The 18,782-nt window shown below is 51.2% G+C and carries 16 protein-coding genes; 15 read left to right on the forward strand and 1 reads right to left on the reverse strand.

What is annotated here, in order from left to right; genetic code table 11:
- The 11 genes from D9734_RS21650 to D9734_RS21700 form a co-directional block, all read left to right on the forward strand.
- Nucleotides 1-655 (forward strand): pyridoxal-dependent decarboxylase (locus tag D9734_RS21650; RefSeq protein ID WP_240780556.1); only part of this gene is annotated, 655 nt, incomplete at its 5' end.
- 155 nt (nt 656-810) lie between these two features.
- On the forward strand, nt 811-2,346 hold the full coding sequence (gene gadC, locus D9734_RS21655; RefSeq protein ID WP_130210471.1) for an acid resistance gamma-aminobutyrate antiporter GadC: 1,536 nt from the start codon (nt 811-813) through the stop codon (nt 2,344-2,346).
- 130 nt (nt 2,347-2,476) lie between these two features.
- Nucleotides 2,477-3,796 carry a glycoside hydrolase family 10 protein gene (locus D9734_RS21660; RefSeq protein WP_130210473.1) on the forward strand — a complete coding sequence of 440 codons (1,320 nt, stop codon included), beginning with the start codon at nt 2,477-2,479 and terminating at the stop codon, nt 3,794-3,796.
- Nucleotides 3,797-4,145: 349 nt separating this feature from the next.
- Complete coding sequence (dosC, locus tag D9734_RS21665; RefSeq protein ID WP_130210475.1) at nt 4,146-5,528, forward strand: diguanylate cyclase DosC; 1,383 nt, start codon at nt 4,146-4,148, stop codon at nt 5,526-5,528.
- A gap of 24 nt (nt 5,529-5,552) precedes the next feature.
- Nucleotides 5,553-7,952: an oxygen-sensing cyclic-di-GMP phosphodiesterase DosP gene (dosP, locus tag D9734_RS21670; protein ID WP_130210477.1), complete on the forward strand. Its 2,400-nt coding sequence runs from the start codon at nt 5,553-5,555 to the stop codon at nt 7,950-7,952.
- A gap of 257 nt (nt 7,953-8,209) precedes the next feature.
- Nucleotides 8,210-8,791 carry a D-alanyl-D-alanine dipeptidase gene (ddpX, locus tag D9734_RS21675; RefSeq protein WP_130210479.1) on the forward strand — a complete coding sequence of 194 codons (582 nt, stop codon included), beginning with the start codon at nt 8,210-8,212 and terminating at the stop codon, nt 8,789-8,791.
- Between the two features lie 13 nt (nt 8,792-8,804).
- Nucleotides 8,805-10,355: an ABC transporter substrate-binding protein gene (locus D9734_RS21680; RefSeq protein WP_130210481.1), complete on the forward strand. Its 1,551-nt coding sequence runs from the start codon at nt 8,805-8,807 to the stop codon at nt 10,353-10,355.
- Between the two features lies 1 nt (nt 10,356).
- Complete coding sequence (locus tag D9734_RS21685) at nt 10,357-11,379, forward strand: ABC transporter permease (RefSeq protein WP_130210483.1); 1,023 nt, start codon at nt 10,357-10,359, stop codon at nt 11,377-11,379.
- On the forward strand, nt 11,376-12,272 hold the full coding sequence (ddpC, locus tag D9734_RS21690; protein ID WP_130210485.1) for a D,D-dipeptide ABC transporter permease: 897 nt from the start codon (nt 11,376-11,378) through the stop codon (nt 12,270-12,272). Before D9734_RS21685 ends, ddpC begins: the two co-directional genes overlap by 4 nt.
- Nucleotides 12,269-13,255 carry an ABC transporter ATP-binding protein gene (locus D9734_RS21695; protein WP_130210487.1) on the forward strand — a complete coding sequence of 329 codons (987 nt, stop codon included), beginning with the start codon at nt 12,269-12,271 and terminating at the stop codon, nt 13,253-13,255. Before ddpC ends, D9734_RS21695 begins: the two co-directional genes overlap by 4 nt.
- On the forward strand, nt 13,248-14,174 hold the full coding sequence (locus D9734_RS21700; protein ID WP_130210489.1) for an ABC transporter ATP-binding protein: 927 nt from the start codon (nt 13,248-13,250) through the stop codon (nt 14,172-14,174). Before D9734_RS21695 ends, D9734_RS21700 begins: the two co-directional genes overlap by 8 nt.
- Nucleotides 14,175-14,229: 55 nt before the next feature.
- Here the strand turns inward: D9734_RS21700 and D9734_RS21705 are convergent, their stop codons facing one another.
- Nucleotides 14,230-15,120, reverse strand: coding sequence for a LysR family transcriptional regulator (locus D9734_RS21705; RefSeq protein WP_130210491.1), 891 nt, complete (start codon nt 15,118-15,120; stop codon nt 14,230-14,232).
- A 141-nt stretch (nt 15,121-15,261) separates the two neighbouring features.
- Between D9734_RS21705 and D9734_RS21710 the strand changes: the two genes are divergently transcribed.
- Genes D9734_RS21710 through D9734_RS21725 form a run of 4 tightly spaced genes read left to right on the forward strand, consistent with a single transcriptional unit; the run spans nt 15,262 to nt 18,756 of the window.
- Nucleotides 15,262-15,969: a CoA transferase subunit A gene (locus D9734_RS21710; protein WP_130210493.1), complete on the forward strand. Its 708-nt coding sequence runs from the start codon at nt 15,262-15,264 to the stop codon at nt 15,967-15,969.
- Between the two features lie 2 nt (nt 15,970-15,971).
- Nucleotides 15,972-16,628 (forward strand): CoA transferase subunit B, encoded by a 657-nt coding sequence (locus D9734_RS21715; protein WP_130210495.1) that lies wholly within the window; start codon nt 15,972-15,974, stop codon nt 16,626-16,628.
- Nucleotides 16,629-16,637: 9 nt separating this feature from the next.
- Entirely contained in the window at nt 16,638-17,843 is a 1,206-nt protein-coding gene (locus D9734_RS21720) for an acetyl-CoA C-acetyltransferase (RefSeq protein ID WP_130210497.1), read from the forward strand.
- Complete coding sequence (locus D9734_RS21725; RefSeq protein ID WP_130210499.1) at nt 17,833-18,756, forward strand: 3-hydroxyacyl-CoA dehydrogenase family protein; 924 nt, start codon at nt 17,833-17,835, stop codon at nt 18,754-18,756. Before D9734_RS21720 ends, D9734_RS21725 begins: the two co-directional genes overlap by 11 nt.
- Nucleotides 18,757-18,782 lie beyond the last annotated feature (26 nt).

Genomic DNA, 18,782 nt, shown 5'->3' on the forward strand with positions numbered 1-18,782 from the left:
CCTTGCGCCGTTCGTGGCGCCGGATATCGTCTGGGACTTCCGCCTGCCGCGCGTGAAATCGATCAGTGCTTCAGGCCATAAATTCGGTCTGGCTCCGCTGGGCTGCGGCTGGGTTATCTGGCGTGACGAAGAAGCGCTGCCGAAAGAACTGATATTCAACGTTGACTATCTCGGCGGTCAGATTGGTACTTTCGCCATCAACTTCTCCCGTCCGGCAGGTCAGGTGATTGCCCAGTACTATGAATTCCTGCGCCTCGGTCGTGAAGGCTATACCAAAGTACAGAACGCCTCTTACCAGGTTGCTGCTTATCTGGCGGATGAAATCGCCAAACTGGGGCCGTATGAGTTCATCTGTACGGGTCGCCCGGATGAAGGTATCCCGGCGGTGTGCTTCAAACTGAAAGACGGGGAAAATCCAGGATATACCCTGTATGACCTCTCTGAACGTCTGCGTCTGCGCGGCTGGCAGGTTCCGGCATTTACCCTCGGCGGTGAAGCCACCGACATCGTGGTAATGCGCATTATGTGCCGCCGTGGCTTCGAAATGGACTTCGCTGAACTGCTACTGGAAGACTACAAAGCCTCCCTGAAATACCTCAGCGATCACCCGAAACTGCAGGGCATTGCCCAGCAGAACAGCTTTAAACATACCTGATAACGTTTAAGCGGTAACGGTGTCCCGAAACGAACCCGTTTCGGGACAATTTCCGAAGTCTGTTCACTGGCATTAGCAACGGAAAAAATTGTTCTGAAAGCACTTCAGAGCAAAACAGGTGCGGTTCCACAGGACAACCGTTTTAGGGGGATAATATGGCTACATCCGTACAGACAGGTAAAGCTAAGCAGCTAACATTACTCGGGTTCTTCGCCATCACGGCGTCGATGGTAATGGCTGTTTATGAATACCCTACCTTCGCAACATCTGGCTTTTCATTGGTCTTCTTCCTGCTCTTAGGCGGGATTTTATGGTTTATTCCCGTTGGTCTTTGTGCTGCGGAAATGGCTACCGTGGACGGCTGGGAAGAAGGTGGCGTGTTCGCCTGGGTATCAAATACCTTGGGGCCGAAATGGGGATTCGCTGCAATCTCATTTGGCTATCTGCAAATCGCTATTGGCTTTATTCCAATGCTCTATTTCGTGTTAGGGGCGCTGTCCTACATTCTGAAATGGCCAGCACTGAATGAAGAGCCGGTAACGAAAACTATCGCGGCGCTGATTATTCTTTGGGCGCTGGCATTAACTCAGTTTGGCGGTACTAAATATACTGCCCGAATTGCGAAAGTGGGTTTCTTCGCGGGTATTCTACTGCCTGCATTTATTTTGATTGCATTAGCAGCGATTTATCTGCACTCCGGAGCACCGGTTGCTATCGAAATGGATGCCAAAACCTTCTTCCCTGATTTCTCGAAAGTTGGCACTTTGGTTGTGTTTGTCGCCTTCATTTTGAGTTATATGGGGGTAGAAGCTTCCGCGACCCACGTCAATGAAATGAGCAACCCCGGGCGCGACTATCCACTGGCAATGTTACTACTGATGGTGGCAGCGATTTGCTTAAGTTCAGTAGGCGGTTTGTCCATTGCGATGGTGATTCCGGGTAATGAAATCAACCTCTCCGCAGGTGTAATGCAAACATTCACCGTGCTGATGTCTCATGTGGCACCGGAAATTGAGTGGACGGTTCGCGTTATCTCTGCCCTGCTGCTGCTGGGTGTTCTGGCGGAAATCGCCTCATGGATTGTTGGCCCTTCTCGTGGGATGTATGTCACCGCGCAGAAAAATCTACTGCCCGCCGCGTTCGCTAAAATGAACAAAAATGGTGTGCCGGTAACTCTGGTAATTTCCCAGCTGGTGATTACCTCTATCGCGTTGATCATCCTCACCAACACCGGTGGTGGTAACAACATGTCCTTCCTGATCGCACTGGCGCTGACGGTGGTGATTTATTTGTGTGCTTATTTCATGTTGTTTATTGGCTACATTGTGTTGGTTCTTAAACATCCTGACTTAAAACGCACATTTAATATCCCTGGTGGTAAAGGGGTGAAACTGGTCGTGGCTATTGTCGGTCTGCTGACTTCAATTATGGCGTTTATTGTTTCCTTCCTGCCGCCGGATAACATCCAGGGTGACTCTACCGATATGTATGTCGAATTACTGGTCGTTAGTTTCCTGGTGGTTCTTGCCCTGCCCTTTATTCTCTATGCCATTCATGACCGTAAAGGCAAAGCGAATACAGGTGTTACACTGGAGCCAATTAACAGCCAGAACGCGCCGAAAGGTCACTTCTTCCTGCATCCACGTGCTCGTTCACCGCACTATATTGTGATGAACGATAAGAAACACTAACCGTGTCTGAGTGGTAATAACACAAGGGAGCGAAAATTAATCGCTCCCTTTTGCGTACTTATTGCCGTATTGACTTGCCCCAGATAAGTACGAGAATAAGCGCACATCTGTTTACCGGAAATAAGCATATATGGATATCTGCTCCCGAACTGTGAAATCCGCGATTAAAAGGCCAGCGGCACTGGTTGCACTGGCTCTTTTACTGTGTAGTTGTAAAAGCACGCCTCCAGATTCAATGACGACACCACCAGTAGGCTCAAAACCACCAGCGACCGTACAACAATCGTCGCAACCTATGCGCGGTATCTGGTTGGCCACGGTGTCCCGCCTCGACTGGCCCCCCGTCTCCTCGGTTAACATCAGCAACCCCACCAGCCGGGTTCGCGTGCAACAGCAGGCGATGATCGACAAACTAGAAAACTTGCAACGACTGGGAATTAACACGGTCTTTTTCCAGGTGAAGCCCGACGGCACTGCCCTTTGGCCGTCGAAGATTTTGCCATGGTCCGATCTAATGACCGGCAAAATTGGTGAATATCCTGGTTACGATCCGCTGCAATTTATTCTCGACGAAGCCCATAAGCGTGGGATGAAAGTACATGCCTGGTTTAATCCCTACCGCGTGTCGGTTAATACGAAGCCCGGAACTATCAGGGAACTGAATAGCACCCTGTCTCAACAACCGGCCAGTGTCTATGTTCAACATCGCGACTGGATCAGGACGTCAGGTGACCGTTTTGTTCTCGACCCAGGGATCCCTGAAGTTCAGGACTGGATCACATCGATAGTTGCTGAAGTGGTTTCTCGTTATCCGGTAGATGGCGTGCAGTTTGACGACTATTTTTATACTGAATCGCCGGATTCACGGCTTAACGATAACGAGACATACCGCAAATACGGTGGTGCATTTGCGTCAAAAGCTGACTGGCGGCGCAACAATACCCAGCAGTTAATTGCTAAGGTGTCGCACACCATTAAAAGTATTAAGCCGGAAGTCGAATTTGGTGTAAGCCCTGCGGGCGTCTGGCGCAATCGCTCACACGATCCGCTCGGTTCTGATACGCGCGGGGCCGCAGCTTATGATGAATCCTACGCAGACACTCGTCGTTGGGTCGAACAAGGCTTACTGGATTATATAGCCCCGCAAATTTACTGGCCGTTCTCGCGTAGCGCAGCACGTTATGACGTGCTGGCAAAATGGTGGGCAGATGTCGTCAAACCAACCAAAACCCGTCTTTATATTGGTATCGCCTTCTATAAAGTCGGCGAACCTTCAAAGATAGAGCCAGACTGGATGGTTAACGGCGGCGTGCCAGAACTGAAAAAGCAGCTCGATCTTAACGACGCCGTGCCAGAAATTAGCGGCACGATTTTGTTCCGCGAAGACTATCTGAACAAACCGCAAACTCAACAGGCAGTTAGCTATCTGCAAAGCCGCTGGGGAAGCTAAACGCCCTTTCTTACTTTGTGACACTGCCGGTGCTTTAAACACCGGCTTGTCATCAACAAAACACACTCAACTAATAATCAAATCAACTTAAGTCGAATTGTTATAATTCCCCTGATAAAAACGTATGAATATGAAAAACCATACGATATTAACCATCACCGAAAAATAATTACGATAGGCTATACTCTTCAGAAGACCAGTAGCGTAGATTAAAACTGTCATAAGTCACTTATTTCGTTTCAGTATATCTTCATATTTCAGGAGAATATGGTGCCATAAACCTGTCCAAACGAGTTGCGTTTCGTTTTTCAATTCCGTCTGCCTTTCCAGCCGTATAAGGGTATGAATTATGGAGATGTATTTTAAAAGAATGAAAGATGAGTGGACTGGATTAGTTGCCCAGGTCGACCCCCTCATTCGTAACAAAGCGGCAGAAATTGCCGTAACGCATGCTCATTACTTAAGTGTTGAGTTTTATCGAATTGTACGCACTGACCCGCATGCCGAAGAGTTTTTGAGTAACGAACAGGTCGAAAGGCAACTTAAAAGTGCGATGGAAACGTGGATTATCAATGTGCTCTCTGCGCAAACGGACGATGTTGAAAGACTTATACAAATCCAACATACCGTAGCCGAAGTCCATGCTCGTATTGGCATTCCGGTAGAAATTGTCGAGATGGGTTTTCGCGTGCTGAAAAAAATCCTCTACCCGGTAATATTTTCCTCTGATTATTCACCTTCTGAAAAACTTCAGGTTTATCACTTTTCGATTAACAGTATCGACATAGCTATGGAAGTGATGACCAGAGCATTTACCTTTAGCGACAGTAGCGCGGCTAAAGAAGACGAGAACTATCGTATCTTCTCATTACTGGAAAACGCCGAAGAAGAAAAAGAACGACAAATAGCCTCATTACTTTCATGGGAAATAGATATTATTTATAAAGTCCTGTTGGATTCTGATTTAGGCAGCAGCTTACCGTTAAGTCAGGCTGATTTTGGCCTGTGGTTTAACCATAAAGGTCGCCATTATTTTAGTGGCATTGCTGAAGTTGGTCATATCTCTCGCCTTATTCAGGATTTCGACGGGGTTTTTCATCAGACAATGCTCAATGCCAAAAATTTGAGTAACAAAAGTCTGCGCGTGAAGTTTTTATTACAGATACGAAATACTGTATCGCAAATTATCACCTTACTGCGTGAACTCTTTGAAGAAGTCTCGCGTCATGAAGTAGGTATGGATGTACTGACGAAATTACTTAACCGCCGTTTCTTGCCGACTATCTTCAAACGTGAAATTGCCCATGCCAATCGGGCCGGTACACCATTGTCTGTTCTGATCATCGATGTAGATAAATTCAAAGAGATCAACGATACATGGGGACATAACACAGGCGATGAGATTTTACGTAAAGTCTCACAGGCGTTTTACGACAACGTACGTAGCAGTGACTATGTTTTTCGCTACGGTGGCGATGAATTTATCATAGTGCTGACTGAAGCTTCAGAAAATGACACTTTGCGTACCGCAGAGCGGATCCGCAGCCGGGTGGAAAAAACCAAACTGAAAGCCGCAAATGGCGAAGACATAACCCTTTCTTTGTCCATTGGCGCTGCCATGTTTAATGGGCATCCTGATTATGAACGCTTAATTCAAATAGCCGATGAAGCTCTGTATATCGCGAAAAGACGAGGTAGAAACCGTGTTGAACTCTGGAAAGCCAGTCTTTAGATGCTCCCGGATGCAGAGGTAATCATGAAGCTAACCGATGCAGAAAATGCCGCCGACGGCATTTTTTTTCCCGCCCTTGAGCAAAATATGATGGGCGCGGTGTTAATTAACGAAAATGACGAAGTAATGTTTTTTAATCCTGCGGCGGAGAAGCTCTGGGGGTATAAACGCGAAGAGGTGATAGGCAATAACATTGATATGCTGATTCCCCATAATTTGCGCCCTGCGCATCCAGAATATATTCGCCATAACCGCGAAGGCGGTAAAGCGCGGGTCGAAGGTATGAGCCGGGAATTGCAGCTGGAGAAAAAAGACGGCAGTAAAATCTGGACCCGTTTCGCGCTATCCAAAGTCACTGCCGAAGGGAAAATTTATTACCTGGCGCTGGTACGTGATGCCAGCGTAGAAATGGCACAGAAAGAACAGACCCGGCAGTTAATTATTGCCGTTGACCATCTCGACCGCCCGGTCATTGTGCTGGACCCGGAACGCCATATCGTGCAGTGCAATCGCGCGTTTACTGAAATGTTTGGTTACTGCATCAGCGAAGCCAGCGGTATGCAGCCCGATACTTTGCTTAACATCCCTGAATACCCGGCAGATAATCGTATTCGCTTACAGCAACTGCTATGGAAAACAGCGCGTGATCAGGATGAATTTCTGTTGTTAACGCGCACGGGGGAAAAAATCTGGATCAAAGCTTCTATTAGCCCAGTTTATGATGTGCTGGCTAATCTGCAAAACCTGGTGATGACCTTCTCCGATATCACCGAAGAACGACAAATTCGTGAGCTTGAAGGCAATATACTCGCCGCGATGTGTAGCAGCCCGCCATTTCATGAAATGGGCGAAATCATCTGCCGGAATATTGAATCCATTCTTCATGAATCCCATGTGTCGTTGTATGCATTGCGTAATGGTATGCCGGTGCATTGGGCGTCGTCCTCTCATGGGACGGAAGTAAAGAATGCGCAAAGCTGGTCAGTCACCATTCGCCAGCGCGATGGCGCACCTGCCGGGATTCTGAAAATCAAAACAGCGTCCGGGGCGGTAACCAGCGCGTTTATCGAACGAGTGGCGGATATCAGCCAGCATATGGCCGCCCTGGCGCTGGAACAGGAAAAAAGTCGCCAGCATATCGAGCAGCTCATTCAGTTTGATCCGATGACCGGTTTGCCAAACCGCAATAACCTGCACAATTATCTCGATGGCCTGGTAGAAAATGCCGTCTCTCCGGTGGTGTATCTTATTGGCATTGACCATATTCAGGATGTCATCGACAGTCTGGGCTATGCGTGGGCCGATCAGGCATTGCTGGAAGTGGTCAATCGCTTTCGCGAAAAGGTCAAACCTGACCAGTATCTCTGTCGTATTGAAGGTACACAGTTTGTCCTCATCAGCCCGGAAAACGACGTCAGTATCATTACCCAAATAGCTGATGAACTTCGTAACGTCGTCAATAAACCGGTCATGATTGACGATAAACCATTCCCGCTAACTTTAAGCATTGGTATCAGTTACGACATTGGTAAAAACCGGGACTACCTGCTTTCGACTGCCCACAATGCGATGGATTTTATTCGCAAAAACGGCGGTAACGGCTGGCAATTCTTTAGCCCGATAATGAACGAAATGGTGAAAGAGCGTCTGATTCTCGGTGCGGCGCTGAAAGAAGCTATCAGCAACAACAAACTAAAACTGGTTTATCAGCCGCAGATCTTTGCGGAAACCGGTGAGCTGTATGGTATCGAAGCCCTCGCTCGCTGGTATGACCCACAGCATGGTCATGTTCCTCCTTCACGATTTATCCCCCTTGCTGAAGAGATTGGTGAAATCGAAAACATTGGTCGCTGGGTTATTGCTGAAGCCTGCCGCCAGCTAGCAGAATGGCGTAGCCAGAATATTCATATCCCGGCTTTATCCGTTAACTTGTCTGCGCTGCACTTTCGCAGCAATCAGCTACCCAATCAGGTGTCTGATGCAATGCAAGCCTGGGGTATTGACGGCCACCAGCTGACGGTGGAAATCACGGAAAGCATGATGATGGAACACGATACCGAAATCTTTAAGCGCATACAGATCCTGCGCGATATGGGCGTAGGTTTATCTGTCGATGATTTCGGCACTGGCTTTTCTGGTTTATCCCGTTTAGTCAGTCTTCCGGTAACGGAAATCAAAATTGACAAAAGCTTTGTCGATCGTTGCCTGACCGAAAAACGCATCCGTGCCTTACTTGAAGCCATTACCAGCATTGGGCAAAGCCTCAATTTAACCGTCGTGGCGGAAGGCGTCGAAACCAAAGAACAATTTGAGATGCTACGCAAGATCCACTGTCGCGTTATTCAGGGATATTTCTTTTCCCGCCCCCTGCCCGCCGAAGAAATTCCAGGCTGGATGAGCAGCGTGTTACCGCTGAAAATCTGACAATTTTCTCTCGCCCGCACTCGCGGGGTTTAATTTGACGTGACACTGTCACTTAAATACTGTGATTTCCGCTACGATTCCTGGAGATTCCTCCTTTAAGTCCCCCTCTTGCACCAAAACTGCACTACGCTGCACAAATGTTGATCAAAAGTTAAAAAATATAACTTTAAGCCAGCATTATGGCGCTTATCCCGGCATGGCATGAGATCTGCATAAGCGGAAAGCGCAGCAATTTTTGTCTTATACAGGAACCGTTTATGTCGGATACCACCGAGCTGGTTGATTTAGCCGTTATCTTCCCTGAGCTGGAGATCGATTTGAAATACGCCTGTAGCGATAACATCACAGGCAAGCCGATTTATCAGCAAGCGCGTTGCCTGTTACACAAGGATGCGATTACCGCGCTGGCGAAAAGCATCAGTATCGCCCAACTGTCAGGCTTACAACTGGTGATTTACGACGCGTATCGCCCACAACAAGCACAGGCAATGTTGTGGCAAGCCTGCCCTGACCCGCAATATGTCGTTGATGTGGCCGTAGGCTCCAATCACAGCCGTGGCACGGCAATTGACCTGACGCTTCGTGATGAGCATGGTTTCATTCTGGATATGGGGGCCGGATTCGATGAAATGCACGAGCGCTCCCATGCCTGGCACCCTTCCGTACCGCCCGCAGCCCAGCGTAATCGCCTGTTGCTGAATGCGATTATGACTGGCGGTGGCTTTATTGGTATCTCCAGCGAATGGTGGCACTTCGAATTACCGCAGGCTGCAAGTTACCCGCTGCTCGCTGACCAGTTCGCCTGTTTTGCATCTCCTACTACACAGCACGCTAGTTAATCAGGAAACTGTCATGAAAAGATCGATATCATTTCGCCCTACACTGATCGCAATCGTCCTTGCCGCCACACTGCCGGTTGCTCACGCCGCCGTACCAAAAGATATGCTGGTGATTGGTAAGGCCGCCGACCCACAAACCCTCGACCCGGCGGTGACGATTGATAATAACGACTGGACCGTAACCTACCCATCTTATCAGCGACTGATACAGTACAAAACGGACGGTGATAAAGGCTCAACCGACGTTGAAGGCGATCTGGCAAGCAGCTGGAAAGCGTCTGACTCTCAAAAAGAGTGGACGTTCACCCTGAAGGACAACGCAAAATTTGCCGATGGCACGCCGGTCACTGCCGAAGCTGTAAAACTCTCTTTTGAGCGGTTGCTGAAAATCGGCCAGGGGCCAGCGGAAGCATTTCCCAAAGATTTAAAAATTGACGCTCCTGACGAACGTACGGTGAAGTTTACCCTTAGCCAACCATTCGCACCGTTCCTGTACACCCTGGCGAATGACGGTGCATCCATTATCAATCCGGCGGTCTTAAAGGAACACGCTGCGGATGATGCCCGCGGTTTCCTCGCGCAAAACACCGCCGGTTCCGGACCGTTTATGCTGAAAAGCTGGCAAAAAGGTCAGCAATTAGTTCTGGTGCCAAATCCGCATTACCCCGGCAATAAACCGAACTTCAAACGGGTATCGGTAAAAATTATTGGTGAAAGTGCCTCCCGTCGCCTGCAGCTCTCCCGTGGCGACATTGACATTGCCGATGCGCTGCCCGTGGATCAACTCAACGCACTGAAGCAGGAAAATAAAGTCAACGTGGCGGAGTATCCGTCACTACGCGTCACCTATCTGTATCTGAATAACAGCAAAGCGCCACTTAACCAGGCGGATCTGCGTCGGGCCATTTCCTGGTCTACCGATTATCAGGGCATGGTTAACGGCATTCTTAGTGGTAACGGGAAACAAATGCGCGGCCCGATTCCGGAAGGCATGTGGGGATACGATGCGACGGCAATGCAATATAGCCATGACGAAACGAAAGCCAAAGCCGAATGGGATAAAGTAGCGAGCAAACCCACCAGCCTGACGTTTCTCTATTCCGATAACGACCCGAACTGGGAACCGATCGCCCTGGCGACACAATCCAGTCTCAACAAGCTGGGCATCAATGTGAAGCTGGAAAAACTGGCAAACGCCACCATGCGCGACAGAGTGGGTAAAGGTGATTACGACATTGCGATTGGCAACTGGAGTCCGGATTTTGCCGACCCGTATATGTTTATGAATTACTGGTTTGAGTCAGACAAAAAAGGTCTGCCGGGTAACCGCTCGTTCTATGAAAACAGCGAGGTCGATAAGTTACTGCGCAATGCACTCGCGACCACCGACCAGATGCAGCGTACCCGGGACTACCAGCAGGCACAGAAAATCGTCATTGATGACGCTGCTTATGTGTATCTGTTCCAGAAAAACTACCAACTGGCGATGAACAAAGAAGTGAAAGGCTTCGTGTTTAATCCCATGCTGGAACAGGTCTTCAATATCAATACCATGAGTAAATAACGTGACCTTCTGGAGTATTTTACGCCAACGCTGCTGGGGGCTGGTGCTCGTGGTGGCGGGCGTCTGCGTGATTACGTTTATTATCTCGCACCTGATCCCCGGCGATCCGGCGCGGTTGCTGGCAGGCGACCGGGCCAGCGATGCTATCGTGGAAAATATTCGCCAACAACTGGGGCTCGACCAGCCGCTATACGTGCAGTTTTACCGCTACGTCAGCGATCTGTTTCATGGTGACCTGGGAACATCCATTCGTACCGGGCGTCCGGTGCTGGAAGAGTTGCGCATATTTTTCCCGGCGACGCTGGAACTGGCAGTTTGCGCCCTGCTGCTGGCACTCCTGATTGGCATCCCGCTGGGCATACTCTCTGCCGTCTGGCGAAATCGCTGGTTGGATCATCTGGTGCGACTAATGGCTATTACCGGAATCTCCACACCTGCGTTCTGGCTTGGGCTGGGCGTCATTGTGCTGTTTTATGGTCATCTGCAAATTCTTCCAGGTGGCGGAAGGCTTGATGACTGGCTGGATCCGCCAACACATGTAACCGGCTTTTATCTGCTCGATGCGCTGCTTGAAGGAAACGGTGAAGTCTTCTTCAATGCGCTGCAACATCTCATCTTACCGGCGTTAACCCTGGCGTTCGTTCACCTGGGAATTGTCGCCCGACAAATTCGCTCGGCGATGCTGGAACAATTGAGTGAAGACTACATTCGGACCGCCCGGGCCAGCGGCTTGCCCGGCTGGTATATCGTTTTATGTTATGCGCTACCCAATGCGTTGATCCCCTCGATTACCGTTTTGGGGCTGGCGCTGGGTGATTTGCTGTATGGCGCCGTGCTCACCGAAACCGTTTTTGCCTGGCCCGGAATGGGCGCCTGGGTAGTGACATCAATACAGGCGCTCGATTTCCCGGCAGTGATGGGCTTTGCGGTCGTGGTTTCGTTTGCTTATGTGCTGGTGAACCTGGTGGTGGATTTGCTCTATTTGTGGATTGATCCGCGTATCGGACGCGGAGGTGATGAATGATGCTAAGCGAGGAAACACCCGTAGTACGTCCGCAAAAACGAACGAGATTTAACCTTGCAAAACTGTTATGGATGCTGAAAGGCAGTCCGCTTACCGTGACCGGCGCAGTCATCATTGTATTAGTGTTACTGATGATGGTTTTATCACCATGGCTGGCGACGCATGATCCCAACGCCATTGATTTAACTACCCGCCTTTTGCCGCCTTCTGCGGCGCACTGGTTTGGCACCGATGAAGTGGGACGCGATCTGTTTAGCCGCGTACTGGTCGGTAGCCAGCAATCTGTTCTCGCCGGATTAGTGGTGGTCGCTATTGCTGGCATTATTGGTTCGCTGCTCGGCTGTCTTTCAGGCGTGCTGGGCGGGCGCGCAGACGCCATCATCATGCGCATTATGGACATTATGCTGTCGATTCCTTCGCTGGTACTGACGATGGCGCTGGCTGCCGCTCTCGGGCCGAGTTTGTTTAACGCCATGCTGGCGATTGCTATTGTGCGTATCCCGTTTTATGTACGCCTGGCGCGGGGGCAAACATTAGTTGTCCGCCAGTACACTTACGTTCAGGCGGCGAAAACCTTTGGCGCGTCACGCTGGCATCTGATCAACTGGCATATTTTACGTAACTCCCTGCCGCCGCTGATTGTGCAGGCATCGCTGGATATTGGTAGCGCGATTTTAATGGCCGCCACGTTGGGATTTATTGGTCTGGGTGCTCAACAACCGAGTGCTGAATGGGGCGCGATGGTGGCGAATGGTCGCAACTATGTGCTCGATCAGTGGTGGTATTGTGCATTTCCGGGGGCAGCGATTTTGATTACTGCCGTCGGGTTTAATCTCTTTGGCGATGGTATTCGCGATCTGCTTGACCCGAAAGCAGGAGGAAAGCAGTCATGACCCAACCCGTTCTGGATATTCAACAACTGCATCTGAGTTTCCCCGGTTTTAACGGCGACGTTCACGCGCTCAACAATGTGTCATTGCAAATCAACCGCGGGGAGATTGTCGGTCTGGTGGGAGAATCCGGCTCAGGTAAATCAGTCACCGCAATGTTGATTATGCGACTACTGCCGGTAGGCAGTTATCGCGTGCATCAAGGCCAGATTTTACTGCTGGGAGAAGATGTTCTTAACGCTGGGGAAAAACAGCTTCGTCAGTGGCGTGGTTCTCGGGTAGCGATGATTTTTCAGGAACCGATGACCGCCCTCAATCCGACACGTCGAATAGGTCTTCAGATGATGGACGTAATCCGTCATCATCAACCATTAAGTCGTCGGGAAGCCAGAACTAAAGCGATTGCTTTGCTGGAAGAGATGCAAATCCCGGATGCGGCAGAAGTGATGTCGCGCTATCCGTTTGAACTTTCAGGTGGTATGCGCCAGCGGGTAATGATTGCGCTGGCATTCTCCTGCGAGCCGCAATTGATTATTGCCGACGAACCGACCACGGCGCTGGACGTCACTGTACAGTTGCAGGTATTGCGCCTGCTTAAACATAAAGCCCGCGCCAGCGGAACTGCGGTGCTGTTCATTAGCCATGATATGGCCGTGGTGTCGCAACTGTGCGATAGCGTCTATGTGATGTATGCCGGAAGCGTAATTGAAAGCGGCGTGACGGCAGACGTTATCCATCTTCCCCGGCATCCGTATGCCATTGGTTTGCTGCAATGCGCACCGGAACATGGAATACCGCGTCAGCCCTTACCCGCCATCTCAGGGACGGTGCCAAATCTCACCCGTTTGCCTGACGGCTGTGCTTTTCGCGATCGTTGCTATGCGGCAGGTGCACAGTGTGAAAACGTCCCGGCGCTGACAGCGTGTGGTGACAACAACCACCGCTGCGCCTGTTGGTATCCGCAGCAGGAGGTCATCAGTGTCTGACACGTTATTAACGTTACGCGACGTCCATATCGATTTCCCTGCCCGCAAAAACTGGCTTGGCAGAACTACCGAGTTTGTTCATGCCATTAATGGCATAGACTTGCAGATCCGCCGTGGTGAAACCTTAGGGATCGTCGGAGAATCCGGCTGTGGCAAAAGTACCCTTGCGCAGTTGCTGATGGGTATGCTGCAACCGAGTCACGGGCAGTGCACTCGTTCAGGATCACAGCGCAAAATGCAGATGGTATTTCAGGACCCGCTCTCTTCTCTCAATCCTCGCTTACCGGTGTGGCGCATCATCACGGAACCGGTATGGATTGCAAACCGCGGTAGTGAGCTACAGCGGCGGGCGCTGGCAGAGGAACTGGCTGTACAGGTGGGGATTCGACCGGAGTATCTCGACCGCCTGCCTCATGCGTTCTCCGGCGGGCAGCGACAACGCATCGCCATTGCCAGAGCACTCTCTTCGCAACCGGATGTGATGGTGCTTGATGAACCCACCTCGGCGCTGGATATCTCCGTGCAGGCGCAGATCCTCAATTTGCTGGTAGCGCTACAGGAAAATCGCGGGCTGACCTATGTGCTGATTTCACACAATGTCTCAGTGATTCGTCATATGAGCGATCGGGTGGCGGTGATGTATCTCGGGCAGATTGTGGAACTGGGCGACGCTCAGCAGGTGCTCTCTACTCCGGCACATCCGTACACCCGATTATTGCTGGATTCCCTCCCCGCCATTGATAAGCCGCTGGAGGAAGAATGGGCATTGCGTAAAACAGAACTACCAGGAAACCGCACGCTGCCACAGGGCTGTTTTTTCCGCGAACGCTGCCCTCTGGCAATCAGTGGATGTGAAGTCCAGCAATCATTAACGACGCGGGCTGACGGACGTGAGATCAGGTGCTGGCGGGCGCTGTAGAGATGTGGAATCCGGCTATTGCATGTCTGTTCTGGCCGACGGAAACGTGGAAACGTTATGTGTCATAGGTTTTTTTTAACGTTTCCATCAACGCTTGCGCCGCAGTAGAAAGTTTATGGTGTGACGAACGCAGTACGCCTACCCGTCGCTCAATCACCGGATTGTCCAGTTCCAGACACACTGCGCCCAGTTCGCTCATCTGCCTGCGGCACAGTGCAGGCACAGCGCTTCCTCCCAAACCGTTTGCCACCAGCCGCCCAACCGTAACCAGTTGATGGCTTTCCAGCGCCACTTCCAGTTGCGTTCCACTTTGTGCCAACTGTTCTTCCAGCATCAACCTGACGGCTGACGGTCGCTGGAGGGTGATAAAATCGAGCGTCAGTAAATCCCGCCAGCTTACGCGCTGCCGAGTTGCCAGTCGGGAATCGGCTGGAACAATGGCGACAAACCGATCCACGCCCAGCGGGGTAAAATGCAAATGGCCACAATAGTCAGGTTCAAAGGCAATCCCCATCTCCACGCGCCCTTCGCTCACCATTTCGATCACCTGCTCATTCACCACATCGTGCACGGTGACGTTAATCCCTGAATAACAATCGCGGAAGGTTTTCAGCACCGGAGGCAAAACGTTGGCCGCAAATGACGGCATCGCTGCCACTGACACTTTGCCTCGCCTGAGCGTGAATCGCTGACGCATGGCCTCCTCGGTGTTATCCCAGTCAGCCAGCAAAGGCCGTGCCATCGACAATAGCGTTTCACCCTCCTGGGTTAACGTCACTTTTCGCGTAGTGCGCAGCAGTAAAGCGCCCCCTAAGGCATCTTCCAGTCCTTTAATGGCAAGACTTAGCGCAGGCTGCGACATATTCAGCCTTTCACTGGCATGAGCAAAGTTCAGAGTGTGAGCTACCGCTAAAAACGCGCGTAACTGTTTGATGCTCATTTTCATTTGGCATTCCATTAACTCATTGAATACATTTAATTAACATTAAATTGATAAATAATACAAATGAATGAGTCACAAATTTAAAATTAACAAATCATTTTTTGCCCTTAATGATGTTGGAAAGGACAACTGGAGGGCAACTGTATGGCTGGGCTGGATAAACGGGTCGCTACGTATCACGAGGCGCTTGAAGGACTTACCAATGAGATGACGATTCTGGCGGGAGGTTTTGGCCTGTGCGGCATCCCGGAGAATCTGATTGCTGAAGTTCGCCACCGTGGAGTAACCGGATTAACGGTGGTTTCCAATAACTGTGGCGTAGACGGCTTTGGGCTGGGAGTACTACTGGAAACCCGACAGATCCGTAAAGTCGTCGCTTCTTATGTTGGAGAGAATGCTTTGTTTGAAAAACAGGTGCTTAACGGCGAAGTGGAGGCGATTCTCACACCACAAGGAACCCTGGCAGAACAACTGCGCGCAGGCGGCGCGGGCATCCCGGCGTTTTTTACTGCCACCGGTTACGGTACTCCTGTTGCCGAAGGGAAAGAAGTCCGCGAATTCAACGGTCGCCCGTACATCATGGAACAGGCTATCACTGGTGATTTTGCCCTTGTCAAAGGCTGGAAAGCCGACTGGTACGGCAACGTGATTTATCGTCATACCGCGCAAAACTTCAACCCACTGATGGCGGCTGCCGGAAAAATCACCGTGGTGGAAGTGGAAGAAATAGTGCCACCAGGTGAACTTGATCCTGCCGCAATCCATACCCCTGGGATTTTTGTTAATCGCGTCATTCAGGGGCAATTTGAAAAACGCATTGAACAACGCACCATTAGCCGCAAAGGAGCCTGACCATGTTAACCCGTGAACAAATGGCGATGCGTGTCGCCCGCGAATTGCGCGATGGCTATTACGTCAATCTCGGCATTGGTATCCCGACCCTGGTGGCAAACTACATTCCTGATGGGATGGATGTGATGTTGCAGTCAGAAAACGGTTTGCTGGGAATGGGCGCATTTCCTACCGAAGAGGAACTGGACGCCGACATGATTAACGCCGGTAAACAAACCGTTACCGCACGGAAAGGCGCGGCAATTTTCGACTCGGCGCAATCATTCGCCATGATCCGTGGCGGTCATGTGGATCTGACTGTGCTTGGCGCATTTGAAGTGGATGTGAATGGCAACATTGCCTCATGGATGATCCCCGGCAAGATGGTTAAAGGCATGGGCGGTGCAATGGATCTGGTTGCCGGTGCCGGGAATATTATCGTGGTAATGACCCACGCCTCCAAATCCGGCGAATCCAAACTGCTTCCCGACTGTACCCTGCCGTTGACTGGCGTCGGCTGTATCAAACGCGTCTTAACCGACCTTGCTCTGCTGGAAATTGCTGACGGCGCTTTCATTCTGCGTGAGCGCGCGCCGGGAATCAGCGTTGCGGAAATCGTCGTCAAAACCGCCGGTAAGTTGTTTGTGCCGGAACATGTCCCGGAAATGCAATTCAACTGAGGAACCACCATGCAGGACGTTGTTATTGTTGCCGCTACGCGCACGCCGATTGGCAGTTTTCATGGCGCTCTCGCCCCACTCTCTGCGGTTGATCTCGGCGCTGCCACTATCCGTTCGTTGCTGGAGAAAACCGCACTTGCAGCAGAACAGATCGACGAAGTGATTTTCGGTCAGGTCCTGACCGCCGGAAGCGGACAAAACCCAGCACGGCAATCGGCGCTCAAAGCTGGGTTAAGCCACGATACACCCGCTGTCACCATCAACCTGGTATGTGGTTCCGGTCTTAAAGCCGTACAGCAGGCCGTGCAGGCGATCCGTTGCGGTGATGCACAGATAATTATCGCAGGTGGCCAGGAAAGCATGAGCAACGCGCCCTATTTTATTGATGGCGCGCGGGCCGGTTTACGCCTCGGACATACCAGTATGAAAGACAGCGTGGTTCATGACGGACTATGGGACGCTTTCAATGATTACCACATGGGCATTACTGCGGAAAACCTGGCGCAAAAATATGCCATCAGTCGCGAGCGCCAGGACACATTCGCACTACGTTCTCAGCAAAAAGCCGCTGCCGCAATGGAAGCCGGGCGCTTTGCAGACGAAATTACTCCGGTCAGCGTACCACAAGGTAAAAAACCACCACGCTGGGTAAATACCGACGAACAACCACGTTCCGGGACGCAACTGGAAAAACTGGCGCAACTGAAACCGGCCTTTCTTCCGGGGGCGGGAAGCGTCACCGCAGGAAATGCCTCTTCCATCAATGATGGTGCCGCCGCAGTCATGTTAATGCGCGCCAGCAAAGCTGCTGAACTTGGCCTCCCTGTGCTGGCTCGGGTGGCCGGTTATGCCGTTTCTGGCGTCGATCCTGCCTTTATGGGCATCGGTCCGGTCGCCGCTACCCGCGAATGTCTTAAGCGTTGCGGATGGACGCTGGAGGATATTGATCTTATAGAAGCCAACGAAGCTTTCGCAGCGCAGGCGCTGGCCGTTGGCGACGAACTGAACTGGGATAGCGACAAAGTGAATGTTAACGGCGGCGCAATTGCACTTGGGCATCCTATTGGCGCTTCCGGTTGCCGCATTCTGGTCACTCTCATTTATGAAATGGCGCGACGTAATGCGCAAAAAGGGCTGGCGACGCTGTGCGTCGGTGGCGGTCAGGGCGTGGCGCTGACGCTGGAAAGAACCTCAGGAGAACACCATGCAAACTGAACAATTTGCGGTACTGGGCGCCGGATTGATGGGCGTGGGGATTGCCACTCATTTCGCCCGCTTTGGTCATGATATCTGGCTGTATGATACCGAGCAGAGCAGGATTGCAGAAATCCCCGCAGTTACAGGCGGAATTCTTGATGAACTGAATAGCGGCGAACAGTTTACTGCTCCGGAAAAAGAGAATGTGCTTAAACGTCTGCACGGCACGACCTCTCTTGCTGACATCGCCGACTCGCAACTACTGATTGAGGCGATCCCGGAGCGGCTTGAACTAAAACACGCATTATATGCCGAGCTTGAAACGCTTATTTCTCCTGAGGCCATTGTCGCCAGCAATACCAGCGGTCTGCCGCCAGATGATCTGGCAGCGAAGATGCGCTACCCGCAACGACTGCTGATCGCCCATTTCTGGCATCCGCCGCACTTGATTCCGCTGGTGGAGATTGTCCCCGGCAGCGTTACCGAGCAAAAGCATTTGCACTGGCTGCAACACTTGCTTGTGTCACTGCAACTGGAAGCGGTATTGCTGGATCGCGCTGCGCCAGGATTTGTCGGCAACCGTCTGCAATTTGCACTGTTGCGTGAAGCCCTGCATATCGTAAAAAGCGGCATCGCCAGTGCCGAAGTGGTGGATCAGGTCATGCGCGCCTCGCTTGGGCGACGTTATGCCATGGTCGGCCCGCTGGAGGCCGCCGACATGACCGGACTTTCGACGGTACAGGATATTTGTCGCCATCTGCTCCCTGAACTGGCGACTGGCAGCGACATGATGTCGTTAGTTGCCGAAAAAGTGGAGCGTGGAGACATCGGCGTGCGTAGCGGTCAGGGATTTTACCGCTGGGATGAATCCCGCAAGCAGTACATCCAGCAGCGTCGGGAACATCAGCTTCGCTTCGCCCTGAAACCGTAACTTCTCTCGCTGTACCCACTATAACA

Origin of the sequence: Escherichia sp. E14S1 (assembly GCF_004211995.1) — a bacterium.
In the GTDB taxonomy this organism is placed as follows: domain Bacteria; phylum Pseudomonadota; class Gammaproteobacteria; order Enterobacterales; family Enterobacteriaceae; genus Escherichia.

Excerpts from the sequence above, each read along its gene's own strand:
- gadC (WP_130210471.1), top strand. The coding sequence starts at position 811 with ATGGCTACATCCGTACAGACAGGTAAAGCTAAGCAGCTAACATTACTC.
- D9734_RS21660 (WP_130210473.1), top strand. The coding sequence starts at position 2,477 with ATGGATATCTGCTCCCGAACTGTGAAATCCGCGATTAAAAGGCCAGCG.
- dosC (WP_130210475.1), top strand. The coding sequence starts at position 4,146 with ATGGAGATGTATTTTAAAAGAATGAAAGATGAGTGGACTGGATTAGTT.
- dosP (WP_130210477.1), top strand. The coding sequence starts at position 5,553 with ATGAAGCTAACCGATGCAGAAAATGCCGCCGACGGCATTTTTTTTCCC.
- ddpX (WP_130210479.1), top strand. The coding sequence starts at position 8,210 with ATGTCGGATACCACCGAGCTGGTTGATTTAGCCGTTATCTTCCCTGAG.
- D9734_RS21680 (WP_130210481.1), top strand. The coding sequence starts at position 8,805 with ATGAAAAGATCGATATCATTTCGCCCTACACTGATCGCAATCGTCCTT.
- ddpC (WP_130210485.1), top strand. The coding sequence starts at position 11,376 with ATGATGCTAAGCGAGGAAACACCCGTAGTACGTCCGCAAAAACGAACG.
- D9734_RS21695 (WP_130210487.1), top strand. The coding sequence starts at position 12,269 with ATGACCCAACCCGTTCTGGATATTCAACAACTGCATCTGAGTTTCCCC.
- D9734_RS21705 (WP_130210491.1), bottom strand. The coding sequence starts at position 15,120 with ATGAAAATGAGCATCAAACAGTTACGCGCGTTTTTAGCGGTAGCTCAC.
- D9734_RS21710 (WP_130210493.1), top strand. The coding sequence starts at position 15,262 with ATGGCTGGGCTGGATAAACGGGTCGCTACGTATCACGAGGCGCTTGAA.
- D9734_RS21715 (WP_130210495.1), top strand. The coding sequence starts at position 15,972 with ATGTTAACCCGTGAACAAATGGCGATGCGTGTCGCCCGCGAATTGCGC.
- D9734_RS21720 (WP_130210497.1), top strand. The coding sequence starts at position 16,638 with ATGCAGGACGTTGTTATTGTTGCCGCTACGCGCACGCCGATTGGCAGT.
- D9734_RS21725 (WP_130210499.1), top strand. The coding sequence starts at position 17,833 with ATGCAAACTGAACAATTTGCGGTACTGGGCGCCGGATTGATGGGCGTG.